This is a genomic window from Polaromonas sp. P4_F9 (assembly GCF_056401235.1).
This window is the reverse complement of sequence record NZ_JBFUJT010000006.1, coordinates 127541-145308: the sequence shown is the minus strand read 5'-3', so window position 1 is coordinate 145308 and position 17768 is coordinate 127541. Positions and strand designations below refer to the sequence as shown.

Below are 17768 nucleotides of genomic sequence, written 5' to 3'. Positions count from 1 at the left end.
TTAATCGTCAGGTTTGAGTACGCCTTTGGCGACCAGTGCCTCGGCCTGCTTGAAGTCCGCGCGCGCGCGGTCAACGAAGGCTTTGGGATCAGTTGCCAGGACGACGAATGTCGAGCCCTCTAGCTGCTTCTTGACGGCAGGCGACAACATCACCTTTCTCACTGCAGCCTCGACCTTTGCAGTCACAGCGGCCGGCGTGCCCTTGGGCGCAACGAGCCCGATCCAGGCGGTGGATTCGTATCCCGGGATCACGGACCCTGCCGCAGGTGCACCGGGCAGCAGTGAAAGAGGCGTCGGGCTACCGACGGCGACGGCGTGGACCTTTTTTGCCTGAATCAGAGGCAACGCCGCGGTGACAGAGGCCAGGGCAGCGTCGATCTGGCCACCGGCCAGGGCGGTCATGGCGGGAGCAGTCCCCGCGAACGGCACATAGGTCACCTTCGTGCCGAGTGCCTGGTGCATCAGTTCCGGCTTCAGGATGCTCGCAGCGCCCGGCCCGGTGATCGCCTGGTTGATCTTGCCCGGGTTTGCCTTCAAAGCCGCGATGAACTTGGGGAAGGTGTCAAGGCCGGACTGCACCGAAGTCACCAAGACCATCGGCGAATAGCCCAAGAGGGAGATGTATTCGAAGGACTGGAAGGAGTCGAACTTGTAGTTCTTGCTGAACAAGTTCGCTGTGGCGTGCGTCTCATAAACCAGCGAAAGGGTGTAACCATCCGGCTTGGCCCGGGACACTTCGCCGGCGGCGATGTTTCCGCCCGCGCCGCCCTTGTTGTCGATGATGACGTTCTGACCCAGCTCTTGGCCCAGCGGGACCGATATCGAGCGCGCCACGAAGTCGACAGGTCCACCCGGGGGATATGGCACCACCAGGCGGATCGGCTGTGTCGGGTAATCGTCTGCGGCGTGCGCTGGCATGACCCCCGACGCCACCGAGACTAGCGAGACCAGAAGCAATGATTTCAACGACATGCTTGCGCTCCTAAGGAAGGTTGAGGAAGGGCCTAGTTCGTGGACAGCTGCAACGACCGGTCAACGTTCACGTCGACGTCATTGCAGATTTCGATCATGGCGGGACCGCGCACGGCCATGGCCTCAGCGACCACGTCGCGTACCTGGCCGGTGTGCTCGATCCGAAAGCCTGTGGCACCGAACGCGCGGGCCAGCACCGCGAAGTTCGGATTCGATAGATCCGTGCCGCTGACGCGGCCTGGGAAATGGCGCTGCTGGTGCGTGCGGATGGTTCCGTAGGAGCCGTTGTTGGAAACCACGATCTTGATGTTGAGGTTCCTGGCAACAGCGGTCGCGATTTCATTGCCGTTCATAAGGAAGCCGCCGTCTCCGCAGAAGGCGATCACTTGCCGGTCTGGATAGCGCAGTCCGGCGGCCACGGCGGCTGGTACGCCCGAGCCCATCGCTCCGCAGGCGGAACCCAGAAGGCGGTTCTGTGGCGTCATCTTGAAGATGCGATGCACCCAGCCTGCGAAATTGCCGGAGTCAGTGGTCAGCACCGCATCGGGAGCCGCGCGGGCTGCGATCGCCGTGATGGCTTGGCCCATGACGTCTTCCGGCGCTATGCGATCGGGATTCCATCCGTGCGCCTTGACCGCGGCGTGGCCCACCTTCGCCAGCCAGTCGGCGCCGACCTCGTGCCTGCCTGCGTGCCGCAGGGCTTCAGTGACAAAGGGGTGGGACGATGACACGACCGACAAGTCGGTCTGGAAGTTGCGGCCGATGACGCCCGCATCGGGATAAATGTGGACGAACTTTTGCCGCGCATGTGCCTGCCGTGGATACCCGTAACCCAGCGACGACACGTCGCCCATCCGCGATCCCAGGGCGATGAACAGGTCCGCTTCGGCAAACAGGTCGACGTGGGCTGGAGAAGCAAAAAAGCTCAGCTGGCCGACAAAGAGGGGATGCGTGTTTGGAAACTGGTCCTGATTCTTGTTGGTCAGCGCGACTGGCACGCCCCATTGCTCGGCCAGCTGCAGCAAATCGGTGCGAAACGTGTCGCTGCGGCACTCACCGCCGACGATCATCACGGGCTTGCGCGACGACCGAAGCGTCTCGAGGACTTGTTCTATCTCATTGGGCGAGGCCGTGGCCTTCGCCATGCCGTGACGACGCGGCGCCGGCTTGTCAATGGTCTCGACCAGGACATCTTCAGGCAACTCGACGGCGACTGGCCCTGGCGTTCCGGTGGAGGCGATGGCAAATGCGCGGGCCATGATCTCCGCAGCTTGAGCGGGATGGTCAATGCGGCCGGACCATTTCAGAAGCCCGGCGAACGCCTTGGCGGAGTCGATCTCCTGCACGGCACCCCGGCCCAGGTTAGGTCTGTCGACCTGCCCAATCAGCAGAATGAGCGGAATCGCTTCCTCCGCGGCGACATGCACGCCGATGGCGGCATTGAAGGCGCCTGGGCCCCGGCTGGCCATGACAACTCCGGGCCGGCCGGTCAGCTTGGCGTCGGCCACGGCAGCCAGGCTTGCCGAGCCCTCGTGGCGGCACGTGACCAGGTCAAGCGCTGGCCGATCGAGTAGCGCATCAAGCAAACCCAGGAAACTCTCACCGGGGACACTGAAAGCCCGATCGACTCCATGGTGAATGAGGCTGTCCGCGATGAGTTCGCCGATTCGGTACGTCATGAGTGTGCCTGTGGTCTAGGGTGGTTCGCGTCGGGAGAGCGAAGCCGCCGCGCCTTGCGGCGGACGGCCGGCTTCGTCGGGTTGGCTACTCGGCCATCGGGAACTTCGTGTCCACCACGAACTTCTTCCAGTAGGCGATGTCGGCAATCGACTCCTTGGTGTAGCTGTCCGGCGTCGACCCGACGATGGGGACGGCCCCAATCGTGACCAGGCGCTCTGCAAACGCCTTGTCTTCGGTGATGGCCTTGGCTGCCGCGTACAGGCGGTCGATGACTGGCTGCGGGGTGCCGGCAGGGGCGGTGAGGGCGAACCACGGCGAGATGTCCATTGCAGCTGCGCCCGCTTCCTTGACGGTCGGCAGCTGGGGAAACTGGCTCGAGCGCTCGTTAGCCGCAATGGCAAGTGCCTTGAGCTTGCCGGCCTTGACGTGCTGCGCCACCGTGGACTCAGTAAAGAATCCAACTTGCACGACACCGCCAATCAGGTCGGTAATGGGCTGGGCCCCACCCGGATAGCTCACCATGGTCATGTTGACGCCGTTGAGCTGGTTGAACAACGCGCCACCGATGTGCGAGGAGGCGGCATAGGTTCCCCCGTAGTTCACCTTGTCAGGGTTCGCCTTGGCGTAAGCGATCAGTTCCTTTACGCTATTGACCGGAAAGTTGAGATTGACGACGACCATCACACGTTGCTTGGCCATCTTGGCGATGGGCGAGAAGTCCTTGACGGGGTCGAAGGGCAGGCTCTTGAAGATCGCCGGCGCACGGGTCTTCACKGACTCAACGTCCAGCATCAGGGTATAGCCATCAGGCTTGGACTTGGCGACCAGTCCGGCGGCGACGGTGCCACCCGCACCGCCCTTGTTGACGATCACCACCGATTGATTCAGCTGCTTGGAAAGGGCTTCGCCGATCAGGCGTCCGACAATGTCAGTCGGTCCGCCTGGCGGGAAGCCAACAATCAGTTGAATCGGCTGCTTGGTCGGGTATTCCTGCGCGAGCGCAACGCACGGCAAGAGGGCACAGGTGACCACAAAGGTGGTGAGAGGTTTGAGCCAGCGCATGAACATGATGCATTCCTTCAGATAAACGGACATTCGGAGTCGGATAGGACACTTTGAGTCTGTGAGAAAGCAAGGACCGTTCCATGTGTCCTTAAGGCGAGGGTGGGAAATTGGAGCCGACGGTGGAAGTGGAGCTGGCTTGCGAGGCAATATCGACTGCTTCGACCGCGGCCGGTTGCTGCGGCTTGGACTCTTCTGCCGTGGCACTGGGTTCGACCGCGCCGCTGGCAACGCTGCCTCCCGCAGGGGGAGGTTTCTCCCCCGCCGTGATGAAAGCCCATGCTGCAGCCGCGGTGTCCATGGATGCCTTGGCGTCGGTGGCCTAGCGATTGACGTCCACAATCAGCCGGCCGCGAATGTCGCCGGCGATCAGCTTGGCGGCCGATTCGACTGTCTGTCCCAGCCCGATTTCCTCAGTCATCAGACTCAGCTGGGTCATGTTGATCAGCCTTGCAAGCCTGCTCCATGCCTCGACGCGTTCTGCTTTCGGCCTCGTCACGCTATTGATCCCGATCAGGCTGACGCCTCGCAGGATGAAGGGTGCTACCGATGCCGGAAGGTCCAGGCCTTGCGCGTTCCCGCAGGCGGCCACCGCGCCGTCCGCCTTCAGTAAAGCGCAGACGTTGGCCAGCGTATGGCTGCCCACCGAGTCGATGGCCGCGGCCCAGCGTTCCTTTTGCAGCGGCTTGCCGGGTGCGGCCAGCGTCTTGCGGTCGATGATTTCCTGTGCGCCCAAGTTGCGCAAGTAGTCGGCCTCGGCGGGCCGGCCGGTCGAAGCGGCCACTCGAAAGCCAAGTTTGGACAGCAGCGCGATGGCAAAGCTTCCCACGCCACCATTGGCGCCGGTCACCAGAACCTCCCCTGCGTCGGGCTTTAGGCCGTGGCGCTCCAATGCCATCACACAAAGCATGGCCGTGTAGCCGGCGGTCCCGATCGCCATGGCCTGGCGTGGTGTCATTGAGGCGGGCAGGGGGATCAGCCAGTCGCCCTTCAAGCGGGCCTTCTGTGCCAAACCGCCCCAGTGGCCCTCGCCGACCCCCCAGCCGTTGAGAATGACCTTGGCGCCCACCGGGCAGTCCGGATGAGAGCTCTCCTCGACGGTGCCTACCAGGTCGATGCCGGGGACCATGGGGAAGCGGCGCACCACGGGAGCCTTGCCGGTGATGGCCAGGCCGTCCTTGTAGTTCAGGGTGCTGTAGTCGACACGGACCAGCACATCGCCTTCGGGAAGCGCGGATTCCTCGAGCCGCGTCCGGAAGGCGCGTTGACCCTCGGCATCTTTCTCAATCACGATAGCTTCAAACATTTTCACTCCAGAAAAATTCAAGGACGGATCAGGCGGACGAACGCTGTGGAGAACGTGTCCAGGGCCTTGGCGGAACGCTCCAGCCGGGAACGAAGCACAGCGCCTTCCCACCCGATCCAGAAAAAGGCTGCCAGCTCATCGCAGTCGAGATCCGCAGCGACCACTCCGCTGACCTGGCCTTGCTTGAGACACAAGGCGACTCTTTGTTGCCAGTCCCTGAGCACGGAATCCAGCAGCTCCCGAAAGCCGTCCGGCAGCGTCGTGACTTCCTGACCCAAGTTGCCGACCAGGCAACCGCGCTCATAGCGATGACGGCGGATGCCTGCCTTCGCGTCCGCGATGAAGTCGAGAAGGCGTTGCATCGCATCGCGGCTGTCGTCAGCCAGCCAGCGGTCGAGCTTGCGCAGGATGTAGGCGTTGTAAGCGGAGAGCACCTCCTTGCCGAAGCCTTCCTTGCTCGGAAAGTAGTGATAGAAGCTGCCCTTCGGGATGCCCAGACGGCCCAGAATTGTCTCGACCCCCGTCGCCCCAAACCCTTGAGCGGTCAAAAGCTCCATGCCGCTGCGGATGAGCGCGTCGCGCGTTTGGCCGAGCTGATCGTGGGAGCGCGCCGGCCGGCCGCGTCGGACAGTTCCATCGAGAGGTATATTCATTTGTAGGGATTCTAGACCGACTGTCTAAAAAATCAAGTAAACTTTCTTTCCGATAGGACACAATGGGTCATTCCAATGTCCGGCGACTGTTTTTACCACCAACCTGGAGCAAGAAATGGCAATTCGTCTGACGACGCTCATCGTGACGCTGCTGGCAATGGGTCTCCCAGTCAGTGGTGTCGCGGCGGACGAATATCCCAGCAAGCCCGTCACCCTGGTCGTGGGATACGCGCCGGGCGGGCCTTCCGATGTGATCGCGCGGGTGTTTGCAAGAACCTTTGCGGAGAAGCTGGGAACCGCAGTCGTGATCGAAAACAAGGGCGGCGCAAACGGCGTGATCGCGGCAAGCCAGGTAGCCAAGCAAAAGCCCGACGGCTACACGCTGCTTCTTGCGGTGGAAGCCGTCCACACACGCGGGGTGGCCCTGTCCTCGAAGCTGCCGATCGATCCCGCAAAAGATTTCTCCATGATCGGGAAGTTCGCAAAGCAACGCAACATGCTGGTGGTCCACCCCAGCTTGCCCGTCAAGGACGTCCGCGAGTTCATCGAGTATGTGAAGGCGCGCCCTGGCCAAGTGAACTACGCGGGGTCCTATGGCGCTTCTTCGCACACCGCGGCAGCAATGTTTGACCTGCTCAACGATACGAAGATGACCTTCGTGAGCTACCCGGGCGGCGGCCGACCGATCGTAGACCTCATTGCCGGGGTGGTACAGGTTGGCTTCTACTCGGAATCTACTGTCGGCGAGCATGTCAGGGCTGGCAAGCTGCGCGCACTTGCGACCGTTGCTGATGAGCGGTCTCCTGCTTTCCCCCAATTACCCACTCTCGAGCAGGCCGGCGCGAAAGACATGGACGTCTCCCCTTGGTTTGGCATCGCTGCCCCCGCGGGTATCCCTGAATCCGTGTCGCGCAAGCTCGCGGCGGCCGTGCAGCAAACCATCGCGTCCAAAGAGTTTGTTGCAGGACTGGAAACCATCGGCGCCTCGCCCGTGCTCGGATCAACTCCGGCGAAATTCTCCGAAGAGAACCGCAAGGAAGTGGAATACTGGAAGAAATTCGTCCAGGACGCGAAATTCCCGCTCGAGAAGTGAACCATGTCTGATTTGGCGCCTGTCACCTTCTTTGAACAATACGACTCGCAGCTGACGCAGGCAGAGAGGTCGGCTGTCGCTACTGCCAGAGAATTTTGCGAGGGCGAACTGGCGGGTGTTGCCTCAGCCGCCTATCTGGCGAACGAGCCGTTCGACCGCGACGTGATCCGCAAGTGGGCCGCGATGGGCTTCCTCGGACTGCAGGTTGACCAGTCGCAGGGTGGGTTGGGTGGAAGCTACCTGTGCAAGATCCGGGTTGCGCAAGAGATGGCGCGGCATGGCTTTGCGATGGCGTTCTGTCTCAACAACATGCAGGGCATGGCCACGCGGGTCAGTCGTCACGGCACGCCTCGCCAGAAGCAGGAGGTCCTGGCCAATCTGATGCAAGGCATCTGGGTCGGCGCGCCGGCCATGTCCGAGCCGCAGGGCGGCAGCGATCTCAGCAAGTTGGCATGTCGCGTCACCCGCGCAAAGGATGGTTGGGTCGTCAATGGCACCAAGACCTGGGTGACCAACGGGGCAATCGTCGACCTGATCACCATGCTGGCACGCGTCCCGGAGGACGAAGGCGGCGACATCGCCAGCTTCTTGGTTCACATCGACGGCGCCAGCGCGGTTAGGACCGAAATCCTCAACCCGGGCGCTCGCTCATTCAGGCTCGGCAAGATCGAGTTCCAAGACCACTTCGTGCCAGACTGGGCGCTGCTTTACCCGCCGGGCCAGGCGTTCGCCACCTCGCTGCAGTCGATCAACGCTGCGCGTGTGCACGTCGCAGCGATGTGCGTCGCCACGCTGTATGCCGCCTTCACAATTGCGTTGCGGTACTGCGGCAAGAGAATGGCATTTGGGAAACCACTCACCGGCCATCAAGGCCTGCGCTGGAACCTGGCGGACGTCGCCATGAGGATGGAGGCGGCCAATGCGCTCGTGTTTCGGGCAGCGTCCCTCGTTCAACGCGAGCAGGACGTGACCATGCTTGCCGCCCAGGCCAAGAACCTCGCAGTCGAAGCCGCGGTCGAGGGCGTGCGGGCATGCATGCAGGCGATGGGCGCGATCGGTGCAAGCGCGGAATATCCGCTGGCGATGCACGCCAGCGAGCTTCACATGGCCACCTATGCGGACGGCAGCAGCGAGATGCTGCGGGACCGGGCCGGCAAGAGCTTGGCTAAAGCCTATTTGGACAATTAACCGTCAGCAAGGACGCGGAGGATTTGAATTGCGAAACGTCGTAGTGGATGACGCGGACCAGGCAGTAGCCGGTCTGCAGGACGGGCACACCGTGCTCATGGGCGGATTCGGCGGCGCCGGACTGCCCCGGCAACTGATCCAGTCCGTGCTGCGCACGGGCGCGCGTGATCTCACAGTGATTTCGAACAACGCCGGCGCCGACTCCGACGACCTGTCGTTGTGGTTCGAGGCTGGCATCGTGCGAAAGATGGTCTGCTCTTATCCCCGAAGTGCGGTCGCATTCACGAAGCGGTATCGCGCCGGTGAAGTGGAACTCGAACTTGTACCCCAGGGCACCTTGATCGAAAGAATCCGTTGCGGCGGTGCCGGGTTGGGTGGATTTCTATCGCCGGTTGGCGTTCACACGGTGTTCGAAAACGGCAAGCAGAAGATTGAAGTCGCCGGCCGGCCCTACATCCTGGAGACCCCTTTGAAGGCGGACTTCGCCTTGTTGAAGGGCAAGACCGCGGACAGCCTGGGCAATATCGTCTACAACAAGACCGCGCGCAACTACTGTCCCGTCATGGCGACAGCGGGTGTCGTGACGGTGTTTGAGGTGGATAACGTCGTGGAGCCGGGCATGCTCGATCCGGAAGCGATCGTGACGCCCTGCATTTTCGTCAACCGAGTCTTTGTAGGCAAAAAAGCGTGAACACCCTGAGCCGTACCGAACTCGCACAGGTGGTCGCTTCCCACCTGCCGAACAACAGCTTCGTGAACCTGGGCATTGGCGCGCCGACGACCGTGGGCGACTATGTTTCGCCGACCGCCGGGATCATGCTTCACAGCGAAAACGGAATCCTCCATATCGGGCCGAAGCCTCCCGCCGGCCAGGAGGACTACGACCTGATCAACGCTGGGAAAACCGCAATCACCTTGGGTGTCGGGGGGGCGTACTTTGACACCTCGCTGTCCTTTGCCATGATGCGCGGCGGACACCTGGATATCGCGATCCTCGGGGCCTTCCAGGTGTCAGAAAAGGGTGACTTGGCCAACTGGACGACAGGGGGCGACACCGGCGCACCGCCGGCCGTGGGCGGGGCGATCGATCTGGCCGTCGGAGCCAAGTCGATCTGGGTGATGATGGATCACACCACCAAAGAGGGGGCGCCCCGGATCATGCAGGAATGCACTTTCCCGCTGACGGCGGCCGGTGTTGTCGATCGCATCTTCACCAATATGGCGATCATTGATGTCCGCCCTGACGGCCTGCATGTCCAGTCGATCCTGGAGGGCGTTTCGATGGAGGAATTGCAGCAATTGACCGGGGCGCCATTGAAAGCCGGGGATAGCCTGCGACGCATGGCGAAACAGCAAAACTGAGGCTTGAACGCCGATTGCCAGCAGCCGGGAAGCCGCTTCGGCGGCTAAATACTGAATCATGAGAGAATTTTAGGGTGAATTACCGGCCGGGCCCGATCCCGCCGGTGCAATGGCATTCAACCGAGACTCCATCGTGGCACTAAATCTAAAGCAGCTTCGGGTCCAGCGTGGACTCACCTTGGAGCAATTGGCGCAAAGCTCCGGTCTGACGCGCAGTTACCTTTCCAAGGTAGAGCGGGGAATGTCTAGTCCCTCGATCGAATCAGCGTTGTCGATCTCCAACGCGCTGGGCATCAGCGTCGAGAAACTCTTCGGGCATAGGGAAGAAGAGGGAGATCCGGTCACCATCGTGCGTTCGCACGAAGGCGCTGGCAAAGATCCGGAGGCCTACCTGTCGTTGGTCGCGGGGTTGAATCCCGACCGCACGATGCGTGCGTTCGTCGTGCGCCCGGGTAACCAGTCAGGCCGCGGCAGGACAACCAGCCACCATGATGGAGAGGAAATCCTCTACGTGCTCAAAGGCAGGATCGAAATGCAAGTGGGACGCAGCGTCGAAATGCTGGCCGTGGGGGACTGCGTGCACTTCAATTCCTCCATCCCTCACAAGCTGTCCTCTGTCGGCAACGTGCCTGCATCGGCGCTCGTGATTGTTTCCAGTATGCAGCCCAAGCAGAAGCCAGCGAAGAAGGCACCTTGAATCCATCTCAACGCCCACGCGAAATCAACCTTGACCCCAATGTGTTGAGTCGGCGCAAGAATCTGGTGCGGATCTTCTACAAGGACTTGTGGGACCGCCAGGATTTGTCGCTGGTCAGCCACCTTTTCCATCCGGAGTTCACATTCAGAGGGTCACTGGGCCCCGTCCTGGTCGGTGAAGAGCAGTTCAGCCAGTACGTGAAGTGGCTGACAGGTATTCTCGAAAGGTATACCTCGGACATCCTGGGACTGGTTGAAGAGGGCGACCAAATCGCAGGTCGTCTCCGGTTTCATGGCATTCACCGCGGGGAGCTTTTCGGCATTCCGCCAACAGGCCGCCACATCGCCTGGGACGGCGCCCCCATCTTCACATTCGAAGGGGACAGGATTCGCGATCTCTGGGTACTGGGCGACATTCACGGATTGCTCGCGCAGTTGAAGCAGCCAGCCGACCGGCTGGAGTTTGGCGCGCACTAAGTCCTCGTTCCCACTCGCGGCGCGCAGAACGCTGGCGAGCTTGAAGGCCTGCCCGCCTATGCCTTTTCCGGCATGTAAGCCAGGCTTCTGAACGGCCCAGCGACGGTCTCCATCTGCCCTTCTTTATCAGGGTATGACCCATTGTGTCCTAAAGGAATCTATAAGACACTTACGCATCATTAGTCGACGAGGTGAACGATGCGTACTTGTCTTTCTTCGATTTCTGCCGGGCGTAGAAACATCCTCAAAATAGCCGGGAACGTGGTGTTGGCGACGGCGGCGGTAGCAAGCTGCGCAGGGGCACTCGCTCAATCAGCCTGGCCCCAGCGTCCCATCCGCCTGGTGGTCGGCTTTCCTGCCGGCGGGCAATCGGACATCATGGGACGCATGGTTGCCGATGCGCTGGCCAAAGAACTCGGGCAGCCGGTGGTGGTTGAAAACAAGGGCGGCGCGAGTGGACTGATCGCCGCGGAATACGTGAAGCGGTAGAGCTCGGACGGCTATACCTTGATGCTGACCTCGGAATCGCTCCAAAGCCGATCCGCTGCGGTCTTCAAGAAGCTGCCCTATGACCCGATCACTGACTTCGAGCCGGTCGGGAAGTTCGGCAAGCAACGTACCTTGATGGTCGTCCACCCCACGTCCAAGTTCAACAACGTGAAGGACTTTATTACCTACGCGAAGGCCAATCCCGGGAAGCTCTTCTACAGTTCAACGTACTCGACGTCCTCACAGTTCGGCGGCGCTCTGTTCGGCTTGCTCAACGGTATCGAAATGACGCCTGTAAGCTACATGGGTGGCGCAAAGCCCATCACCGACCTCCTGGGCGGCCAGGTGGACGTCGGCTTCCTCGTTGAATCGACGGTTGCCGAGCACGTCAAAGCAGGGAAGCTGAAAGTGCTGGCCTCCGCATCCGCGGAGCGGTCCTCAATCTTGCCGAGCAGTCCGACTCTCAAGGAAGCCGGCGACGCGCCGATGGACATCTCTCCGTGGTTCGGCATTGTTGCGCCAGCCAAAACGCCGCGCGCCATCGTTGACAGGATCTCGACGGCGCTTCAGCGCGCGATCAAATCAAAAGATCTGCAGCAGCGCCTGGATGGCATCGGCGCTGTGCCGATCATTGGCTCAACGCCCCAGGCGTTCGGCACGGATCTCAAGAACGAGATCGCGTACTGGCGCAAGTTCGTCAAGGATTCCAACTTTCCGCTGATGGATTGAGGTGTCCGATGACCCGTGCGATCCGTGAATTGGTCTCGCCAGAGGAGTGGCAGGCGCGCATCGACTTAGCCGCAGCCTATCGTCTGGTCGCTATGTTTGGCTGGGACGATCTGGTCTTCACCCACATCAGTGCGAAGGTGCCCGGAACCGATCACTTCCTGATCAACCCGTTCGGGTGGATGTTCGAGGAGATCACGGCCTCGAGTCTGGTCAAGGTGGATGCCGAAGGTCAAACGGTGATGCCGAGCGAGTACGACATCAATCCTGCCGGCTACACGATCCATAACTGCATCCACGCCGCGCGTGAAGACGCGGTGTGTGTAATGCATATAGGTGCTGTGGCGCTCTCTTGCGCTGCGATGCATTGGTTAAATTGCGTCCGGGTTTCCTAAATAAATAGCGGCCGAAAGCGTAGTTGCCCACAAGCGACTACACCTCGGCCACAATCCACGCAGCAGCCTTCTCCGCAATCATGAGCGTAGGACTGTTCGTGTTGCCGCTGGTGATGGTCGGCATCACCCCGGCATCTACCACACGCAAGCCGGTGATGCCGCGCACCCGCAGGCGGCTGTCGACCACCGCCGCGGGGTCGTCCGCGCGCCCCATCTTGGTCGTTCCCACGGGGTGGAAGATAGTGTTGGCAATGTCACCGGCCAAGCGCGCGAGATCCTCGTCGCTCTGGTACTGCGGCCCCGGTTTGAACTCCTCGGGCCGGTATTTGGCAAGCGCAGGCTGAGACACGATGCGGCGCGTCACGCGCAAGCTGTCCGCGGCCACCTGGCGATCCTCTGGCGTGCTGAGATAGTTCGGCGCGATCGCAGGTGCATCTCGATAGTCGGAGCTGCGGATCTTCACCGTCCCGCGGCTTGTGGGATTGAGGTTGCAGACGCTCGCAGTGAAAGCTGGAAACGCATGCAATGGGGCGCCGAAGGCGTCCAGGCTGAGCGGTTGAACGTGATACTGGATGTTGGAACTTTGCTGGCTAGGATCACTACGAGTGAAGGCGCCGAGCTGCGATGGCGCCATGCTCATCGGTCCGCTGCGCTTGAGAAGATATTCCAGTCCGATGCGAGCCTTGCCCGTGAGCGTGGAGGCCAGTATGTTGAGCGTAGGCGCATCCTGCACCTTGTAGACGGCACGGATCTGCAAGTGGTCCTGCAGATTGGCACCCACGCCGGGCAGATCGGCGACCACATCGATACCGTTCTCGCGCAGCAATGCGCTCGGCCCGATCCCGGAAAGTTGCAGCAGTTGCGGCGAGCCGATCGCACCCGCGCACAGCACCACCTCCGCTGCGGCTTTCACGGATATGAGCGACTTTCCGTTCCACACCTCCACCCCGGTACAGCGCACGCTACCATCAGGCTCACGCTTGGTCAGCAGGCGCGTGACCTGTGCTTTGGTCCAGAGCTCAAAGTTGGGTCGACCGTGGCAAGTCGGCCGCAGGAAGGCCTTGGCGGTGTTCCAGCGCCAACCCGCCTTCTGGTTGACCTGGAAGTAACCCACGCCCTCGTTGTCGCCGCGGTTGAAGTCGGCCGTGGCGGGGATGCCGGCCTGCTGCGCTGCCTGCGCGAACGCGTCCAGAATTTCCCAGCGCAGGCGCTGGTTCTCCACCCGCCACTCCCCGCCATGACCGTGGTACTCCGCGAAGGAGGCATCGCGCCGGTCAGCGTTCTCCTTGTCGCCAAGGTAGTGGTTCTCATGGCGCTTGAAATCGGATAGCACGTTGTCCCAGCACCACTCGTTATCACCAGTCACCTCAGCCCAGTGGTCGTAGTCACGGGCCTGGCCGCGCATGTAGATCATCCCGTTGATGCTTGAGCATCCGCCCAACGTCTTGCCGCGGGGGTAGCCCAATCGGCGTCCGTTGAGTCCGGGCTCGGCTTCGGTTAGATAACGCCAATCGGTGCGCGGATTGTCGATGCAATAGAGGTAGCCCACCGGGATGTGGATCCAGTGATAATCGTCTTTTTGTCCTGCCTCGATGAGCAGCACCCGTTTGTGCTGGTTGGCCGACAGCCGGTTTGCCATCAGGCATCCCGCCGTACCGGCCCCGACGATGATGTAGTCGAACGCAATGTTGTCGCTCATGCTTGTCTCGATTCTCTTGGTGTTTGTGTCGGCGCTGCGGCGTATCCCCCAAGGGGAACATCGCAGCGCCTGGACGCTTTACTTCGCCGTGGGCATCACGAACTCGGCGCCTTTACCGATGCTCTCGGGCCAACGCTGCATGATGGATTTCTGCTTCGTGTAGAAGCGCACGCCCTCTTCACCGTATGCGTGCATGTCGCCGAACAACGAACGCTTCCAGCCGCCGAAGCCGTGCCACGCCATGGGCACCGGGATCGGCACGTTGATGCCGACCATGCCGACCTGGATGCGGCGGCCGAATTCGCGCGCCACGTTGCCGTCACGGGTGAAGCAGGCCACGCCGTTGCCGAATTCGTGGGCGTTGATCAGGTCGACCGCTTCCTTAAAGTCACGTACGCGCATGCAACCCAGCACCGGGCCGAAGATTTCTTCCTTGTAGATGCGCATCTCGGGCGTGACATGGTCGAACAGCGTGCCGCCCATCCAGAACCCTTCTTCACAACCGTTGCCGGCCTTTGCGCCCTCGAAGTCGCGGCCGTCGACGAGCAGCTTCGCGCCTTCCTTCTGCCCGATGTCGATGTAGCCCGTGATGCGCTCGTGCGCGGCGCGCGTGACGATTGGACCCATCTCCGCCGCGAGGTTCTCGCCGTCGAGCACCTTCAGCGTCTTCGTGCGCTCGATCAGCTTCGGCATCAGCTTGTCAGCGACGTCGCCCACCAGCACCGCCACGGAAATCGCCATGCAGCGCTCGCCGGCCGAGCCGTAGCCCGCGCCGATGAGCGCATCGACTGCCTGGTCAATGTCGGCGTCGGGCATGACCACCATGTGGTTCTTCGCGCCGCCTAGCGCCTGCACGCGCTTGCCGTGGCGCGCGCCGGTCTCGTAGATGTAGTTGGCAATGGGCGTCGAGCCGACGAAGCTGATGGCCTTGACGTCGGGGTGCTCGATCAGCGCATCCACGGCCTCCTTGTCGCCCTGCACAACGTTGAACACGCCGTCGGGCAGGCCTGCCTCCTTGAACAGCTTGGCGATGAGCAGCGAAGGGCTCGGGTCGGTCGGGCTGGGCTTGAGGATGAAGGTGTTGCCAGCAGCGATCGCGACCGGGAACATCCACATCGGCACCATCACCGGGAAGTTGAACGGCGTGATGCCAGCAACCACGCCGAGCGGCTGGCGCAGCGTCCAGTTGTCGATGCCGGTGGAGACCTGGTCGGTGAAGTCGCCTTTCAGGAGCTGCGGGATGCCGCAGGCGAATTCCACGATGTCGATGCCGCGCGAGACTTCGCCCTGGGCATCGGTGAACACCTTGCCGTGTTCGGCGGTGATCATGTGGGCCAGCTTGTCCTTGTTCGCGTTGAGCAATTCCAGAAAGCGGAACATGACGCGGGCGCGGCGTATCGGCGGCGTGTCGGCCCAGGCGGGAAAGGCCGCCTGCGCGGCAGCCACCGCCGTGTCGACGTCGGTACGGTTGGCCAAGGCGACCCGGCCGGTCACGCAGCCGACAGCCGGATTGGTCACGTCCTGCGTACGGGGCGACGTACCGGAGACAACATTGCCGCCGACAAAATGGTTAATATTGAAAGTGCTCATGACCGTCTCCAAAGAAAACCGCAGTTTGAAGAGATAAGTCGCTTAAATCCAATGAGAAATACAGGCCCTTTCAATAAGATTTTCAAATAATCGTTATGGCAATTCGACCTCATTTACCCATCGAGCCTCAGGCCTTGCGTGCCTTCGCCGTTGTGGCGCGTGAAGGCAATGTCTCGCGGGCAGCCGAGCGGCTGCACCTGAGCCAGCCTGCGGTCAGCCTGCAGCTCAAGGCCTTGGCAGAGGTCACGGGTCTCAAGCTTTTCCAGCGCACGCCGCAGGGCATGGCCCTCACCCCCGACGGCGCCGCGCTGCTCCCACTGGCCAACAAGGCGCTCGCCAGCCTGGGAGAGTTCGCCAGCGCCGCTGCCGCGCTGCACACTTCGGTGCGCGGACGCCTGCGCATCGGGACGATCCTGGATCCCGAGTTCACGCGCTTGGGGGGCTTTCTGCGCCAGCTCGTCGAATCCAGCCCGCAAATCGACACGGTGCTGCACCAAGATATGAGCGGTGAAGTCCTGGCCCTCATCGACAACGGCCGAATTGACGTTGGATTTTTTCTCGACCTACCCGACGATCCGGTAGGTGCTCCCTGGGCGCGCAAGGCACTCACACGCTTCACCTATCGCGTACTCGCGCCGGCGGGCTGGGGCCCACAAGTGCGCGGCAAGGACTGGAAAGCCTTGGCCGCACTGCCCTGGTTGGCCACGCCACCGTCCAGTGTCCACAACCGCCTGCAGCAACGTGTGTTCGGCCCTGGATCGCTCACGGGCTTGGAACCTCGGCGCGTATCCATGGTGGACCAGGAGCCCTCGATGCTCGACCTGGTGCGCAGCGGAGTGGGCCTGTCGCTGGTGCGCGACTCGATCGCGATCCACGAGGCGCAGGCACGTGGCCTGTGCATTGCCGACCGCGTGTCGCTCGACTGCGAGCTGAGCTTCGTGTGCCGCGCCGAGCGCACGGCAGAGCCCATCATTGCGGCGGCCTGGGCAGCGCTCGATGCGGTGTGGACCTAGTGTCGCGTCAAGCCCCAGCTGTCGGTGAAGCTTTACATCGTCACGCTCAAAAGCAAAAGAAATTCACCGACGCCAAAGCAGGCGCAGCAACCTGGAGATTGCGTAGGTGTTGCAGGTGAGCATGACTTTCAGCGGATAGTGGAGCCGAATGAGCACCTTGTGCAAGACGCCGGCAATCGAACTTTGCGGAAATCAAGCATGGCCCAGATTGTCGTTTGCGCTTATTGCGACAGAATCACAAAGGCCCAGCAACGAGAGCTTGCCACCAGACGCAGGCCGGCGTACATGAGATGCTGGCTGCGTCTCTACCTATGCCCTGAAATATTCAGGCTGGCCGTTGAAGCATGTTCGGCTAATGTTCAGTCCGCCTCGATCTTGGATGACTTCACCACCGTCCCCCAACGCGTGAACTCCGCTGCGCTGTAAGCGCCCAGCTTTTTCGGGTCCATATACTCCGCCGCGGCCCCTTGGTCGGCCGCCTTTTTCTGAAAGATCGGCGAAGCGGTGATTTTCGCGATCTCGCTGCTGAGCTGATCCACCACGTCCTGCGGCGTCTTGGCGGGCGCAAATACGGCGAACCAGGAGGTGGCATCGAGCTTGGGCATACCTGCCTCGGCCGTCGTAGGAACACTGGGCAGCGAGGGCAGACGGGTCTTGCCAGTGACGGCGAGCGCGCGCAGCTTGCCGGCTGCGATATGCTGCATATAAGGCGGGGGCGTACCGAAGGTCATATCGACTTGACCGCCCAGCAAGTCTTGCATCGCCGGACCGGTGCCCTTGTATGGCACGTGCGTGAGCTGGATGCCAGCTTGCTGCTCCAGCATGGCTCCTGTCACATGTTGCAGCGAGCCATTGCCCGATGATGCATAGGTCAGCTTGCCTGGGTTGGCCTTGGCATAGGCGATCAATTCGGCCATGTTCTTCGCCGGCACGCCGTCACGCACTACGATCACTTGCGGTGCGCTCAGCACGTTGGCAACGGGGCGAAAGTCTTCGGCCGACCACTGTGGCTTTTGCTTGCTCACGTGCGGCGTGATGACGTGGTAGCCGGAATACTGCATTAGGAGCGTGTACCCGTTGGGCTCTGCGCGCTTGACAGCCAGCGCCGCGATTGCCCCGTTGCCGCCGCCCTTGTTGTCGACGATTACCGATTGTCCGAGCGCTTTGCCCAGCGGCTCGGCCAGCATGCGCGCCGAGATGTCGGTGGTGCCGCCGGGGGCGGTCGGAACCACCAGCGTGACGGTGCGGGCTGGATAAGGCGCGCTTTGGGCGGCCGACAGTCCACTGCCGGAAATGCCGCACAAGGCGGTAACCGTGCTCAGTGCGAAATGTGCGAGTTGTCGTTTTTGCAGTGTCATGATTTTGTG

The 17768-nt window shown here is 61.7% G+C and carries 16 protein-coding genes and 2 pseudogenes; 9 read left to right on the top strand and 9 right to left on the bottom strand.

Annotated features, from left to right (window positions below):
* The 6 genes from AC1DUB_RS07675 to acuR all read right to left on the bottom strand — a co-directional run bounded on the left by AC1DUB_RS07675 (position 1) and on the right by acuR (position 5673).
* Positions 1-972: a Bug family tripartite tricarboxylate transporter substrate binding protein gene (locus AC1DUB_RS07675; protein ID WP_477729039.1), complete on the bottom strand. Its 972-nt coding sequence runs from the start codon at positions 970-972 to the stop codon at positions 1-3.
* A gap of 32 nt (positions 973-1004) precedes the next feature.
* Positions 1005-2651, bottom strand: coding sequence for a thiamine pyrophosphate-dependent enzyme (locus AC1DUB_RS07670; protein ID WP_477729038.1), 1647 nt, complete (start codon positions 2649-2651; stop codon positions 1005-1007).
* 85 nt (positions 2652-2736) lie between these two features.
* The gene (locus AC1DUB_RS07665) at positions 2737-3720 is read right to left on the bottom strand and encodes a Bug family tripartite tricarboxylate transporter substrate binding protein (RefSeq protein WP_477729037.1); all 984 of its coding nucleotides are present in this window, start codon (positions 3718-3720) and stop codon (positions 2737-2739) included.
* 85 nt (positions 3721-3805) lie between these two features.
* Complete coding sequence (locus AC1DUB_RS07660) at positions 3806-4015, bottom strand: hypothetical protein (RefSeq protein WP_477729036.1); 210 nt, start codon at positions 4013-4015, stop codon at positions 3806-3808.
* Between the two features lie 21 nt (positions 4016-4036).
* Complete coding sequence (gene acuI / locus AC1DUB_RS07655; protein ID WP_477729035.1) at positions 4037-5020, bottom strand: acrylyl-CoA reductase (NADPH); 984 nt, start codon at positions 5018-5020, stop codon at positions 4037-4039.
* Positions 5021-5037: 17 nt separating this feature from the next.
* Positions 5038-5673 (bottom strand): acrylate utilization transcriptional regulator AcuR, encoded by a 636-nt coding sequence (gene acuR / locus AC1DUB_RS07650; protein ID WP_477729034.1) that lies wholly within the window; start codon positions 5671-5673, stop codon positions 5038-5040.
* Between the two features lie 115 nt (positions 5674-5788).
* On the opposite strand from acuR, the gene AC1DUB_RS07645 reads away from it, so the two are divergent.
* The 8 genes and pseudogenes from AC1DUB_RS07645 to AC1DUB_RS07610 form a co-directional block, all read left to right on the top strand.
* Positions 5789-6766, top strand: coding sequence for a Bug family tripartite tricarboxylate transporter substrate binding protein (locus tag AC1DUB_RS07645; protein ID WP_477729033.1), 978 nt, complete (start codon positions 5789-5791; stop codon positions 6764-6766).
* Between the two features lie 3 nt (positions 6767-6769).
* A complete protein-coding gene (locus AC1DUB_RS07640; RefSeq protein ID WP_477729032.1) occupies positions 6770-7954 on the top strand; it encodes an acyl-CoA dehydrogenase family protein in 1185 nt (394 codons plus the stop codon).
* A gap of 28 nt (positions 7955-7982) precedes the next feature.
* Positions 7983-8645: a CoA transferase subunit A gene (locus AC1DUB_RS07635; RefSeq protein WP_477729031.1), complete on the top strand. Its 663-nt coding sequence runs from the start codon at positions 7983-7985 to the stop codon at positions 8643-8645.
* Positions 8642-9316, top strand: coding sequence for a 3-oxoacid CoA-transferase subunit B (locus AC1DUB_RS07630; RefSeq protein ID WP_477729030.1), 675 nt, complete (start codon positions 8642-8644; stop codon positions 9314-9316). Before AC1DUB_RS07635 ends, AC1DUB_RS07630 begins: the two co-directional genes overlap by 4 nt.
* Before the next feature lie 109 nt (positions 9317-9425).
* Complete coding sequence (locus AC1DUB_RS07625; RefSeq protein WP_477729029.1) at positions 9426-10013, top strand: helix-turn-helix domain-containing protein; 588 nt, start codon at positions 9426-9428, stop codon at positions 10011-10013.
* Entirely contained in the window at positions 10010-10489 is a 480-nt protein-coding gene (locus AC1DUB_RS07620; protein ID WP_477729028.1) for an ester cyclase, read from the top strand. The genes AC1DUB_RS07625 and AC1DUB_RS07620 overlap by 4 nt, the downstream gene beginning before the upstream one ends.
* A gap of 198 nt (positions 10490-10687) precedes the next feature.
* Positions 10688-11707: pseudogene (locus AC1DUB_RS07615) on the top strand (Bug family tripartite tricarboxylate transporter substrate binding protein).
* An 8-nt stretch (positions 11708-11715) separates the two neighbouring features.
* Positions 11716-12057: pseudogene (locus AC1DUB_RS07610) on the top strand (class II aldolase/adducin family protein); the annotation flags it as partial.
* A 79-nt stretch (positions 12058-12136) separates the two neighbouring features.
* Here the strand turns inward: AC1DUB_RS07610 and AC1DUB_RS07605 are convergent.
* Together AC1DUB_RS07605 and AC1DUB_RS07600 are read right to left on the bottom strand one after the other, a co-directional pair.
* Entirely contained in the window at positions 12137-13798 is a 1662-nt protein-coding gene (locus AC1DUB_RS07605) for a GMC family oxidoreductase (protein WP_477729027.1), read from the bottom strand.
* A 78-nt stretch (positions 13799-13876) separates the two neighbouring features.
* On the bottom strand, positions 13877-15388 hold the full coding sequence (locus AC1DUB_RS07600; protein WP_477729026.1) for a CoA-acylating methylmalonate-semialdehyde dehydrogenase: 1512 nt from the start codon (positions 15386-15388) through the stop codon (positions 13877-13879).
* Positions 15389-15483: 95 nt separating this feature from the next.
* Between AC1DUB_RS07600 and AC1DUB_RS07595 the strand changes: the two genes are divergently transcribed.
* The gene (locus AC1DUB_RS07595; RefSeq protein WP_477729025.1) at positions 15484-16401 is read left to right on the top strand and encodes a LysR family transcriptional regulator; all 918 of its coding nucleotides are present in this window, start codon (positions 15484-15486) and stop codon (positions 16399-16401) included.
* Between the two features lie 359 nt (positions 16402-16760).
* On the opposite strand, the gene AC1DUB_RS07590 is transcribed toward AC1DUB_RS07595, so the two are convergent.
* A complete protein-coding gene (locus AC1DUB_RS07590) occupies positions 16761-17759 on the bottom strand; it encodes a Bug family tripartite tricarboxylate transporter substrate binding protein (protein WP_477729024.1) in 999 nt (332 codons plus the stop codon).
* Positions 17760-17768 lie beyond the last annotated feature (9 nt).